At 73.7% G+C, this 11624-nt stretch carries 10 protein-coding genes and 1 riboswitch; of the genes, 7 read left to right on the top strand and 3 right to left on the bottom strand.

Features of this window, described 5'->3' with window-relative positions; genetic code table 11:
* The first annotated feature begins 22 nt into the window (after positions 1-22).
* On the top strand, positions 23-1429 hold the full coding sequence (gene pdxR, locus AC07F3_RS22495) for a MocR-like pyridoxine biosynthesis transcription factor PdxR (RefSeq protein ID WP_479116238.1): 1407 nt from the start codon (positions 23-25) through the stop codon (positions 1427-1429).
* A 12-nt stretch (positions 1430-1441) separates the two neighbouring features.
* On the opposite strand, the gene AC07F3_RS22490 is transcribed toward pdxR, so the two are convergent.
* The gene (locus tag AC07F3_RS22490; RefSeq protein WP_479116284.1) at positions 1442-2302 is read right to left on the bottom strand and encodes a hypothetical protein; all 861 of its coding nucleotides are present in this window, start codon (positions 2300-2302) and stop codon (positions 1442-1444) included.
* 158 nt (positions 2303-2460) lie between these two features.
* Between AC07F3_RS22490 and AC07F3_RS22485 the strand changes: the two genes are divergently transcribed.
* Complete coding sequence (locus AC07F3_RS22485) at positions 2461-2727, top strand: hypothetical protein (protein ID WP_189389511.1); 267 nt, start codon at positions 2461-2463, stop codon at positions 2725-2727.
* A 54-nt stretch (positions 2728-2781) separates the two neighbouring features.
* On the top strand, positions 2782-3963 hold the full coding sequence (locus AC07F3_RS22480; protein WP_479116237.1) for a glutathionylspermidine synthase family protein: 1182 nt from the start codon (positions 2782-2784) through the stop codon (positions 3961-3963).
* Between the two features lie 436 nt (positions 3964-4399).
* Here AC07F3_RS22480 and AC07F3_RS22475 read toward each other — a convergent pair whose 3' ends face one another.
* Positions 4400-5107: a polysaccharide deacetylase family protein gene (locus tag AC07F3_RS22475; protein ID WP_479116236.1), complete on the bottom strand. Its 708-nt coding sequence runs from the start codon at positions 5105-5107 to the stop codon at positions 4400-4402.
* A 366-nt stretch (positions 5108-5473) separates the two neighbouring features.
* Here AC07F3_RS22475 and AC07F3_RS22470 point away from each other — a divergent pair, with 366 nt between their 5' ends.
* From AC07F3_RS22470 to AC07F3_RS22460, 3 genes are read left to right on the top strand one after another with little or no spacing between them, the layout of a single operon-like run.
* Positions 5474-7243, top strand: coding sequence for a hypothetical protein (locus AC07F3_RS22470; RefSeq protein WP_479116235.1), 1770 nt, complete (start codon positions 5474-5476; stop codon positions 7241-7243).
* Position 7244: 1 nt separating this feature from the next.
* Entirely contained in the window at positions 7245-7622 is a 378-nt protein-coding gene (locus AC07F3_RS22465; protein ID WP_479116234.1) for a hypothetical protein, read from the top strand.
* A 7-nt stretch (positions 7623-7629) separates the two neighbouring features.
* On the top strand, positions 7630-8523 hold the full coding sequence (locus AC07F3_RS22460; protein ID WP_479116233.1) for a hypothetical protein: 894 nt from the start codon (positions 7630-7632) through the stop codon (positions 8521-8523).
* Positions 8524-8529: 6 nt separating this feature from the next.
* On the opposite strand, the gene rocD is transcribed toward AC07F3_RS22460, so the two are convergent.
* A complete protein-coding gene (gene rocD, locus AC07F3_RS22455; protein ID WP_479116232.1) occupies positions 8530-9765 on the bottom strand; it encodes an ornithine--oxo-acid transaminase in 1236 nt (411 codons plus the stop codon).
* A 91-nt stretch (positions 9766-9856) separates the two neighbouring features.
* A riboswitch (ZMP/ZTP riboswitch) is annotated at positions 9857-9947 on the top strand.
* A 29-nt stretch (positions 9948-9976) separates the two neighbouring features.
* On the opposite strand from rocD, the gene AC07F3_RS22450 reads away from it, so the two are divergent.
* A complete protein-coding gene (locus AC07F3_RS22450) occupies positions 9977-11248 on the top strand; it encodes a serine hydroxymethyltransferase (RefSeq protein ID WP_479116231.1) in 1272 nt (423 codons plus the stop codon).
* Positions 11249-11624: the final 376 nt, after the last annotated feature.

Below are 11624 nucleotides of genomic sequence, written 5' to 3'. Positions count from 1 at the left end.
CACACGAGTATGGTCCATTCCCATGGTGAAATCCTGGGCCACTTCTCCGGAAACTCTCGGTGTCGATCTGCACATCGACGTGGGCGGCGCGGGCCTGCGCTCGGGCCTCACGGAGGCGCTGCGCGAGGCCGTGCGCGGCGGGCGGCTCGCGCCCGGCACCCGGCTGCCGTCCTCGCGTTCGCTCGCCGCCGACCTCGGGATCGCCCGCAACACCGTCGCCGACGCCTACGCCGAGCTGGTCGCCGAGGGCTGGCTCACCGCGCGCCAGGGCTCCGGCACCAGGGTGGCCCAGCGCGCGGTGGCCCGCCCGGACCGCAGCCACACCCGTCGCCTCCCGGCCCGCCGCAGGCCCGCCTACAACCTGATGGCGGGCTCGCCCGACCTCGCCTCCTTCCCGCGCGCCGACTGGCTCAAGGCCGCCCGCCGGGCCCTCACCGAGGCCCCGCACGAGGCCTTCGGCATCGGCGACCCGCGCGGCCGGATCGAGCTGCGCACGGTCCTGGCGGACTACCTCGCCCGGGCGCGCGGCGTCTACGCCTCGCCGGACCGCATCGTGGTCTGCTCCGGGTTCCTGCACGGCCTGATGCTGATGGCCGCGGTGCTGCGGGCCCGCCGGGTGCGGGAGATGGCCGTCGAGTCGTACGGCCTCGACTTCCACTGGAAGGTGCTGACCGACGCGGGGCTGCGCACCCCGGCCCTGCCGATCGACGAACTCGGCACGCGCACAGAGGAGTTGGGGGCGATGAAGGGGGTCGGGGCGGTGCTCATGACGGCCGCGCACCAGTTCCCGATCGGGGTGCCGCTGCCGCCCGACCGGCGGGCCGCCGCCGTCGACTGGGCGCGCACCACGGGCGGGCTGATCGTGGAGGACGACTACGACGGCGAGTTCCGCTACGACCGCAAGGCGGTCGGCGCGCTCCAGGGCCTCGACCCCGAGCACGTGGTCTACATCGGCACCGCGAGCAAGTCCCTGGCGCCGGGCCTGCGCATCGGGTGGATGGTGCTGCCCGAGCACCTCGTCGAGGAGGTCGCGCAGGCCAAGGGCGGCTACTGGGCGGGCGGCGCCTTCGACCAGCTCACCCTCGCCGAGTTCATCAGGTCCGGGGCGTACGACCGTCATGTGCGCGGCATGCGGCTGCACTACCGGCGCCGCCGCGACCAGTTGGTGGCCGCGCTCGCCGAGCGGGCGCCCGGCGTGCGGGTCAGCGGCATCGCGGCCGGGCTGCACGCGGTGGTCGAGCTGCCGCCCGGCACCGAGCGCTCCATCATCCAGGCCGCCACCTGGCAGGGGCTGGCCCTGGAGGGGCTCTCGCGCTTCCGCCACCCCGAACACGCCCCGGACCGGGACGCGTTGGTGGTCGGATACGGCACGCCACCGGACTCGGCGTGGACGGGGGCGCTGGACGCCCTGTGCCGGGCGCTGCCCTGACGCCCGCCGCCCTCAGTGCTCCCGTACGTCCTGGAGCGAGGGCTCCGGCTCCGCCTCCGGGGCCTCGCCGAAGCGGGCCAGGGCCAGCGCGCCCGCCACCGCCACCGCGAAGCCGGCGATGGTCAGCCAGCCGAGCCCGTCCCGGGTCCGGTCGCCCAGCCAGGCCACGCCCACCAGGGCCGGGCCGATGGTCTCGCCGATGACCATGCCCGCCGTCGCCGTGGTGACCGAGCCGCGCGACAGCGCCGACGTCAGCAGCAGGAACGCCGCGCCGCCGCCGAGCAGCAGGGCGTACAGCGCCGGATTCGTCAGGTCGAAGGGGTCGTCGATGAGGCGGACCGCGACCTCGACCACGCCGAATCCGCAGCCCGCGCCGAGCCCCAGGACCAGTGCCCGGGCCCGGTCCGGCAGCCGCCCGCCGACCACGCCCGCGGCCAGCACCGCGGCGGCCACCCCGAGCAGCCACCAGGGCAGGGAGGCGGGGCCCGGGTCCGTGCCCTCGGCACCGGACGACAGGCCCAGCATGGCGAGACCCGCGCAGACCACCCCGACCGCCGCCCATTCCGTACCGGACAGCCTGACCTTCAGGAGGCGGGCCGCGACCACCGCCGTCACGGCGAGCGAGGCGGCGAGCGCCGCGCCGACCGCGTAGATCGGCACCGAGCGCAGGGCGAGGATCTGAAAGACGAAGCCGAGACCGTCCAGGGCGAGCCCCGCGACGTAGCGCCACTGGCGCACGGCGCGCAGCAGCAGCGCGGCGTCCACACCGGAACCGGCGCCGGCCCCCTGACTCGGCTCGGCCGCGCGCGTCGCGGCGGCCTGGAGGACGGTGGCCGTACCGAAGCAGACCGCGGACGCGAGCGCGCAGATCATCCCAAACACAGGGGGACTGTAGTCGCAGGCAGGGCGGGCCGGTGAAGGCCGGGGGGTGGACCGGGAACGGCCGGGAACTAGTGTGTGGCCGGAACGCGTCCTACAGCGAAGTTCCGTACACCTCGGGGCACGGACGGAAGAACGGGGGAGGTCGGCCGATGCGCAGGTTCAGGTCCACGACGGTGGTGCTCGGCGGGATGGGGGTGCTCGCCGCGACGCTCGCCGCGTGCGGCAGCGAGCCGGACCGGCGCTGCGTGCACCCGGTCACCTACAAGGAGCTCCCGAAGTACGAGTGCAAGAGCGGCGGCAGCGGCCAGTACTACTACGGCGGGTCCAGCCGCGGCGGCAAGGTCTCCGGCGGCTCCTTCGACAAGTCGGGCGTCTCGCGCGGCGGATTCGGCCACGGCGGATCCGGCGGCGGCTGAGGGACGGGCGCGAGCCGAGAGCCGCCGAGGGACACGGACGACAGGACCCGGGACATGGAACGCCATCGCATACAACCGCGCCCCGACTGGCAGCGCACCGTCGAGGAGCAGGGCCTGATCTACCCGCTGACCCGCTACCCCGACGACTCGCTGCGCCCGTACTGGGACGAGAGCGCCTACTACTCCTTCACACTGCCCGAGGTCGAGGCGCTGGAGGAGACCGTCGAGGAACTGCACGCCATGTGTCTGGCGGCGGCCGCGCACATCGTCGAGAAGGGGCGCTTCGCCGACCTCGGCATCATGGACGGCCGCCTCGCGGACCTGGTCGCCGAGTCCTGGCGCCGCCGGGCCGAACTCCCTTCCCTGTACGGCCGGTTCGACCTCCGGTACGACGGTGCCGGGCCCGCCAAGATGCTGGAGTACAACGCCGACACCCCGACCTCGCTCGTGGAGGCGGCGAGCCCGCAGTGGTTCTGGATGGAGGAGCGGTTCCCCGGCGCCGACCAGTGGAACTCGCTGCACGAGCGCCTCGTCGCGGCCTGGAAGCGGCAGGCCCCGCTGCTCCCGCCCGGGCCCGTGCACTTCGCCCACTCCGACGGGGACGAGCTCGGCGAGGACCTCATGACGGTCGCCTATCTGCGCGAGACGGCCGAGCAGGCCGGTCTCGACACGGAGGCGCTGTCCGTCGAGTCCATCGGCTGGGACGACATCACCGGCCGCTTCGTCGACGAACGGCTCCGCTTCATCCGGGCCTGCTTCAAGCTGTATCCGTGGGAGTGGCTGGCCTCCGACGCGTTCGGGCCGCAGGTCCTTGACACCCTCGACAACGGGGGCGGCACCGGCACGACGTGCTGGATCGAGCCGGCGTGGAAGATGCTGCTCTCCAACAAGGCGCTGCTCGCGGTGTTGTGGGAGCTGTACCCCGGCCACCCGAACCTGCTCCCGGCGTACCTGGACGGCCCCCGGGACCTGGCCTTTGGCCGCGGGTACGTGGCGAAGCCCCTGCTCGGCCGGGAGGGCGCGGGCGTCACCGTCCACCCCCCGGGCTCCGGCTTCGTACGGCCCGAAGAGGCTTGCTGCTACCAGGAGTTGGCGCCGCTGCCCGATTTCGACGGGAACCGGGTGGTGCTGGGGGCGTGGGTCGTGGAGAACGAGGCGGCGGGGCTGGGCATCCGGGAGTCGTCGGGGCTGGTCACGGACGAGTACGCGAGGTTCGTCCCGCACGTGATCCGCTGAGCGGGGGTCCCCCCACCCCGCCCCTCCCCGAAACCCGCCGGGGGATCGTTCGGCTGCGAGCCGAGGGCGACCGATCGCGCAGTTCCCCGCGCCCCTAGGCCCTCTTTCGGCTGCGGACTGTGCCCGCTTCTCGCGCAGTTCCCCGCGTCCCTCAGCAGCGTGGTGCGGCCCAGCGTGGGCAACCTCAGCCCGTCCGGCGTTTGAGGACGAGCGCCGTTCAGGCGCGATTGGGGTTCGGGGCGGAGCCCCGGGTGGTTTGCTGCGGACCGTGCGTGCTTCTCGCGCCGTTCCCCGCGCCCCTGGCCGGGTCGTGCTGGTCTGCGTGGGCATCCTCAGCCCGTCCGGCGATTGAGGACGAGCGCCGTTCAGGCGCGATCGGGGTTCGGGGCGGAGCCCCGGGCAGGGGGGCTGGGGGCGAAGCCCCCGGCGGGGGGCGTCACTCCGGGATGTAGGAGTTCAGCAGGGCCGGCCGCAGGCCCGCCGCGTCCGCCGCCCCCAACGCCCGCCCCAGATCGGCAGCCACCGTGTCGTTGAAGTGCACCAGCACGATGTCCCCCGCCCGCAGCACGGGCGTGGGCGGAACCACCCCGCCCCACGTCGTGAAGTCGTACGTCCACGTCACCAGCGCCTTCGCCCCGCACGCCCGGGCCACCGTCCGCGTGGTGGCGTCGTACGCCCCGTACGGCGGCCGCGCCAGCCGGGGCTCGGAGCCGAACCGGGCGAGGGCCTGTTCGCGCGCCCCGCACAGTTCGGACCGCTGCCCCGCCTCGGGCAGCGTCGTGAGGTCGGGGTGGTTCACCGTGTGGTTCTCGACCCGGGAGGGCCCGTGGTCGAGCAGCGTGCGGAAGTACCCGGGGTCGTAGGAGTAGGCCCCGGGCAGCAGGAACAGGGAGGCGGGGACCTGGCGGTCCAGGAGCATCCGCTGGGCGGCGGGGTCGTGGTTCCACCCGTCGTCGAGGGTGATGAAGACGACCGGGTCCGCCGTGTCGACGTGGGACACCACGGGAACCGGCTCGGGCCAGCCCGCCGCGCCCGCCCCGGTGGCCCGCGCGGGCCCGGCCAGGCCGAGGAGCAGCAGCACGGGGGCGAGGACGGCGAGCGAGGCGCGACGGGCACGGCGGCGAGCGATGCGGGGTCTCGGCATGACCGGCATCATTGGTCCAGACCAACTGGGTTGTCAATGGCCCGAGTTGGCCCGCACCGCGGTCGGCGGCCACGCGGGCCGCGCCGGACACCCTCGCCCGCCGCCCGCACCCGGAGGGCCCCGCTCCCGGCGCCAGGGCCCCGTACCCGGCGCCAGGGCCCACCCCCGCCCACCCGGTGCGCCCCCTTCGCGACCCCCTGCTCCTCCAGCGTGCCCCGGACGTACCCGTGGGGAGGATGTGAACGAGGCGGTGCGCACAGCGGTGCGCCGCTAGCATGTCCACCCTGGCGGCGCCATCGAACACCCTTTTCCGGCCTGACGAGTTGATGGCACCCGGCGCCGCCGCCGTATTCGGGGGAGCAGTACATGACGCAGGCTCAGGTGCCGCCTCAGGCGCACGCGACGGCTCAGTCGCCCGGCGGGCTGCCGCCGGTGCACCCGTCGCTCAGCGAGGCGACCCGGCTGATGGCCGCGGGCACCTATCTCGACGAGGACTACCGCGACGCCGTCATCGACGAGCTGTACGTGCACGAGGAGCGGGTCGTCGCGCCCTCGCTCGGCTTCGACGCGGCCCGCGTGCTCGCCCACGCGCTGCGCGCCCGCAACCTGGAGATCGCCTGGTCGCTCGGGCTCGTGGTGCTCTGGGTGCTCGGCGTGGTCGTCACCCAGGGCGTCTTCCTCGTGGTCGCGGGCCCCTGCCTGCTGCTCGGAATCGCCCGTCTGGTGCGCGGCACCGCCCGCCCCGCGCCGTGGTACCGCGCCCTGCCCGCGTTCTTCCTGCGCTGGTGGGCGCGGACGCTGCTCGTGGCGTTCGTCGTCACGGTGGTGGTGTCCCTGTTCGGCGGCTACGGCTCCTCGTACCACGACTCGTCGAGCGGTTACGGGAGTTACGGCGAGGGCGACCTCGTCCGTTCCCCCCGGAGCTCCGACACCGTCCCGCCGTTCGTGGCCGGTCCCGCCCAGTTGGTCGGCGCGGGCGCGCTCGACCTCGCGGGCCAGGGCATGAGCCCCGGGCTCGGCTGGGGCGTCCTCGCCTGCTTCGCCGTGCTCGCCCTCTGCGTCGGCCTGCAACGCCACCAGTTCACCCGGATCATGGCGGGCGAGCTGTCGCCGGCAGGCTTCCAGGACTTCGCCGCCGACCCCGCGCAGCACAACGACAACGGACGGCTCCAGCGGCTGGCGGCCATGATCCGGGTCGAGCAGCACGCGCCGCTCGCGGTCTACCGCGCCGACGCCCCCTTCCGCGGCGCGGGCAACCCCTTCGACCCCTGGTCGGTCTCCATCCAGCTGCGCCCCCGCAAGTCGCTGGGCGACCGGCCGCCGGCCCGGGTCGGCAACGCCGAGATCCTGCGCATCGTCGAACCCCTCGTCACCCAGCTCCGCATCCCCGCGCCGACGGTGGCCGCCGAGGCCCTTGCCGTACGCGACCGGCTGCGCCAGCTCGAAGTGACCGAGTACGTCTTCCTGCCCGTCGAAGGGCTGCCCGCGCGCATCCACGCCCCCTACCGCGACGGCGACTTCGAGCAGCACCGCGCCGCCGCCCTGGAGGAGGGCGGCGAGGCGCGCCGGCACTTCCTGCGCATCCGGGTCGGCGGCTGGGAGGAGCACCTCGTCACCACCGTGTTCGTACGCGTCCACACCCAGGGCGGCATGCTGGTCCTGGAGATCGCGCCGCACGTCCTGGCCCCGCTGCGGGAGGACTTCCTGCGCGCCGACCGGACCGCCCACGACTTCGCCTGCCGCAACCCGCTGGGCAAGGCGGCCTGGGCGCTGGCGCGCACCCCGGCGACCGCCTTCGGCTCCCTGCTCGTCCTCGGCCGCGCGATCGGCTCCACCTGGCACCGCCTCACCGGCGGCTACGGCCGGGCACTGCCCGACGGCCCGGCCCGCTCGGTGCGCGAACTGGCCGCCGCGCCCGACACCTCCCTCTTCCAGGCGATGGACTACCAGCGCTACGTGAAGTCCATCGAGGACCGGGTGACCAGCGGCGTGCGCAGCGCGCTGTACGAAGCCGGGTACGACACCGGGCAGTTCGAGCAGAAGATCGTCAACGTGGCCCAGGGCGGCGTCATGATCGAGAATTCCCGAGGGGCGATCAGCGTCGGCGACCACAACACCGTCAGGAACGAGGGTTGAGATGACCATGCCGGGTGACGACAGCACGCAGCGGGCCGTGCACATCAGCGGAGTGACCGGGTCCGTCTCGGTCGGCGACCACAACAAGGTGTCCAGCAGCTATCGCGCGGGCGGCGCCGACGACGAGGCACACCGCCAACTTCTCGACGCCATCGTCCAGTTCAGGGCGGGCCTCGCCCAGCTGGCGGCCAACGACCGGACCCGCGCCCTGGACGGCGAGCTCGCCGACACCGAGGACGAGATCCGCACCGGCGGCCGGGCCACCCCGGGCCGCCTCGCCCGCCTCGGCGAGGTCCTCACCGGCGCCACCGCCCTGACCGGCCTGCTGGCCTCGGGTGAGGCGCTGGTCCAGCGGGTCCGCGAACTGACCGGGATGTGAGCCCGTGGTGAGCGGCGGCAAGGACGAGGTCCGCTGGAACGCGGCCACCCAGAAGTGGGAGACGGTGCGCGACGCCGCCCCGGCCCGGCCCGTACCCCCACCGGTCCCGCAGGCCCCGCCCCCCGTCCCCGGGCCCGGGCCGGGACACACGTATGTGACGCCCGGGCCGCACCAGCAGCCCGCGGTGGACCCCGAGCCGCGTCCGGCCCGGCGGGTGCCCCTCGCCGTCGTCGTCGCGATGGTCGTCGTCGCCGCGGCCGGGGCGGGCGGCGGCTGGTGGCTGGCCGGCGGCGGGCCGGACCACCCTAAGGCCGTCGCGAGCCCGTCCGCGTCCGGTTCGCCCTCCGACACCCCGGAGCGGACCGGCGACGGCAAGCCGATCCCGTCCGCCCCTGCCTCCGCCCCCGCCTCGCCGGGCGCAACCGTGCCCGCCGGATTCCAACTCTCCCAGGACCCACGGGGGTTCAGGCTCTACGTGCCGCAGGGCTGGACCCGTGAGGACCAGGGCGCCAAGGGCGTCTTCTACAACTCGGCGGACCACAGTCGGCTGATCCAGGTGTACCCGGTCGCCGAGGCCGGCCTGAGCCCCTACGACGCGCTGAGGCAGACCTCGGGCGAGCTGGCGAACAACCCCGGCTACCAGCAGATCAGCCTCGACAACGACGCGAGCGTACCCGGCGTCGCCACCCGGGCCGCGCGGCTCGTCTACGCGTACGACAACCAGCAGCTCGGCCACCGGCGCCAGGTGGTGGACTACGCCTTCCTGACGCCCGGCGGCCGGCACTACGCCGTCCTCTCCGCCGCCCCGGCCACCGCCTGGCCGGAGCAGGAGCAGACCCTGAAGACCGCCCTCAGCGTCTTCTGCTCGGACACCGACTGCCCCACGGTTCCGCCGGGTTGAGGCACCTCACCGCTCCGCGAGCACCGCGCGCAGCTGGTCGAGGCCCCAGTCCAGATCCTCCTTGCTGATCACCAGCGGCGGGGCGATGCGGATCGTCGAGCCGTGGGTGTCCTTCACCAGGACCCCGCGGTCCATGAGCTTCTCCGAGATCTGCCGCCCCGTCCCGTACGACGGGTCGATGTCGACGCCCGCCCACAGCCCGCGCCCGCGCACCGCCTCGACGGCGCCCGCGCCCGTCAGCAGGCCCAGCTCGTGGTGCAGGTGGTCGCCCAGCTCGGTGGCGCGCTGCTGGTACTCGCCGGTGCGCAGCATCGCGATGACCTCCAGGGCGACCGCGCAGGCCAGCGGGTTACCGCCGAAGGTCGAACCGTGCTCGCCCGGCCGGAACACGCCGAGCACCTCGGCGGACGCGGCCACCGCCGACACCGGCACCACGCCGCCGCCCAGCGCCTTGCCCAGGATGTACACGTCCGGCACGACGCCCTCGTGCTCGCACGCGAAGGTCTTCCCGGTGCGGCCGAACCCGGACTGGATCTCGTCGGCCATGAACAGCACGTTCCGCTCGCGCGTCAACTCCCGTACGCCCGCGAGGTATCCGGCTGGCGGGACCAGCACGCCCGCCTCGCCCTGGATGGGTTCGAGCAGCACGGCCACGGTGTTGTCGGTGACCGCGGCGCGCATCGCGGTGAGGTCGCCGTACGGGACGATCTCGAAGCCCGGGGTGTACGGCCCGTAGTCCGCGCGGGCCTCCGGGTCGGTGGAGAAGCTGACGATCGTGGTCGTACGGCCGTGGAAGTTGTCCCGGGCCACCACGATCTTCGCCGTCCCGTCCGGCACGCCCTTGACCCGGTACCCCCACTTGCGGGCGGTCTTGACGGCGGTCTCCACCGCCTCCGCCCCGGTGTTCATGGGCAGCACCATGTCCATGCCGCACAACTCCGCGAGCTCCGTACAGAACTGGGCGAAGCGGTCGTGGTGGAACGCCCTCGACGTCAGCGTCACCCGCTCCAGCTGGGCCTTCGCCGCGTCGATGAGACGGCGGTTGCCGTGGCCGAAGTTGAGCGCCGAGTAGCCGGCCAGCATGTCGAGATAGCGGCGGCCCTCGACGTCCGTCATCCAGGCGCCCTCGGCGGAGGCGACCACGACGGGCAGGGGATGGTAGTTGTGCGCACTGTGTGCCTCGGCGGAACGGATGGCGTCTTCGGTCGCTGCGTGGGTCGACACGGGTTCTCCGATCGTCATGCGGCATGGGGCGTCAGTGGTGCCCTTTTCTATCGTCGCTCGGATACTGGACGAAGAAACCTTGCCGTGGGACGTGGCCGGTAGGGTGTTCGGTACGCACGGCGACTGGCGAGCGGGGAACCGACCCCGGGGGAGCCGTGCGCGGCCTGCCGCACGAGGTGCCGCCCGCCTGGGCACCCCGGGAACCTGTCAACGGACCCCGGAGGACGCCATGAGCCTTCCCCTTTCGCACCCCGCCCTGCTCGCCACCGACCCGGAGCTGGCCGCGCTCGTCGCCGCCGAGGAACGCCTCCAGTCGGACACCCTGCGCCTGATCCCCAGCGAGAACTACGTCTCGACGGCGGTCCTCGAAGCGTCGGGGACGGTGCTGCAGAACAAGTACAGCGAGGGCTACGCGGGCCGCCGCTACTACGAGGGCCAGCAGAACATCGACAAGGTCGAGAGGCTGGCCGTCGACCGGGCCAAGGCCCTGTTCGGCGTCGAGCACGCCAACGTCCAGCCGTACTCGGGCTCGCCCGCCAACCTCGCCGTCTACCTCGCCTTCGCCGAGCCCGGCGACACCGTGATGGGCATGGCCCTGCCCATGGGCGGCCACCTCACGCACGGCTGGGGCGTCTCGGCCACCGGCAAGTGGTTCCGGGGCGTGCAGTACGGGGTGCGCGCGGACACCGGTCTGATCGACTTCGACGAGGTGCGCGACCTCGCCCTGAAGGAGCGCCCCAAGCTGATCTTCTGCGGGGGCACGGCGCTGCCCCGCACGATCGACTTCGCCGCGTTCGCGGAGATCGCGCGGGAGGCGGGCGCGGTGCTCGTCGCGGACGTCGCGCACATCGCGGGCCTGATCGCGGGCGGCGCGCACCCGTCCCCGGCCCCGTACGCGGACGTCATCTCCACGACCACCCACAAGACCCTCCGGGGTCCGCGGGGCGCGATGCTGATGTCCCGCGAGGAGCACGCGAAGGCCATCGACAAGGCGGTCTTCCCCGGTCTCCAGGGGGGCCCGCACAACCAGACCACCGCGGCGATCGCCGTCGCCCTGCACGAGGCGGCGCAGCCCGCCTTCTGCGCGTACGCCCACCAGGTGGTGGCCAACGCCAAGGCGCTGGCCGAGGCGCTGCTCGCCCGGGGCTTCGACCTCGTGTCGGGCGGTACCGACAACCACCTGATCCTGATGGACCTCACGCCCAAGGACGTCCCCGGCAAGATCGCCGCGAAGGCGCTCGACCGGGCGGGCCTGGTGGTCAACTACAACACCGTGCCGTACGACCCCCGCAAGCCCTTCGACCCGTCCGGCATCCGCATCGGCACGCCGTCCCTGACGTCCCGGGGGCTCGGGGTCGAGCACATGCCGGTGGTGGCGGCGTGGCTCGACCGGGGGGTGGAGGCGGCTCGGGCCGGTGACGAGGGTGCGCTGTCGGTGATCCGCGCGGAGGTGGCCGACCTCCTGTCCGCCCACCCGGCCCCGGGCCTCCCCCTCGCCTAGCCCCTGGGGGCTCCGCCCCCAGACCCCGTTCGCGCCTGAACGGCGCTCGTCCTCAATCTCCCCCAAGGCCTTAAGGGCCAGGGGGGACCCCCATGACGGGCTGAAGGTGCCAGCACGGGCCCGCACCAGTACCGCCAGGGGCGCGGGGAACTGCGCGAGAAGCGAGCACGGTCCGCGGATCGAAGGGGGTTGCAAGCGGGCACGGTCCGCAGATCGAAGGGGGTTCAAGGGGCGCGGGGAACTGCGCGAGAAGCCGGCGGCGGGCCGCAGACGAAGACCGGCCGCCCATGAGCCCCTCCGGCGTTTGAGGAGCGGGGGACCGGGGGCGGAGCCCCAGGGGGTGGCCCTGTGGGGCCGGTCACAATGGCGGGGTTTC

This window comes from Streptomyces sp. NPDC045846 (assembly GCF_056431605.1).
This window is presented reverse-complemented; position numbering and strand designations above follow the sequence as displayed.

Bases quoted from the DNA above. Each gene is read 5' to 3' on its own strand.
- pdxR (WP_479116238.1), top strand. From the start codon at position 23: ATGGTGAAATCCTGGGCCACTTCTCCGGAAACTCTCGGTGTCGATCTG.
- AC07F3_RS22490 (WP_479116284.1), bottom strand. From the start codon at position 2,302: ATGATCTGCGCGCTCGCGTCCGCGGTCTGCTTCGGTACGGCCACCGTC.
- AC07F3_RS22485 (WP_189389511.1), top strand. From the start codon at position 2,461: ATGCGCAGGTTCAGGTCCACGACGGTGGTGCTCGGCGGGATGGGGGTG.
- AC07F3_RS22480 (WP_479116237.1), top strand. From the start codon at position 2,782: ATGGAACGCCATCGCATACAACCGCGCCCCGACTGGCAGCGCACCGTC.
- AC07F3_RS22475 (WP_479116236.1), bottom strand. From the start codon at position 5,107: ATGCCGAGACCCCGCATCGCTCGCCGCCGTGCCCGTCGCGCCTCGCTC.
- AC07F3_RS22470 (WP_479116235.1), top strand. From the start codon at position 5,474: ATGACGCAGGCTCAGGTGCCGCCTCAGGCGCACGCGACGGCTCAGTCG.
- AC07F3_RS22465 (WP_479116234.1), top strand. From the start codon at position 7,245: ATGACCATGCCGGGTGACGACAGCACGCAGCGGGCCGTGCACATCAGC.
- rocD (WP_479116232.1), bottom strand. From the start codon at position 9,765: ATGACGATCGGAGAACCCGTGTCGACCCACGCAGCGACCGAAGACGCC.
- AC07F3_RS22450 (WP_479116231.1), top strand. From the start codon at position 9,977: ATGAGCCTTCCCCTTTCGCACCCCGCCCTGCTCGCCACCGACCCGGAG.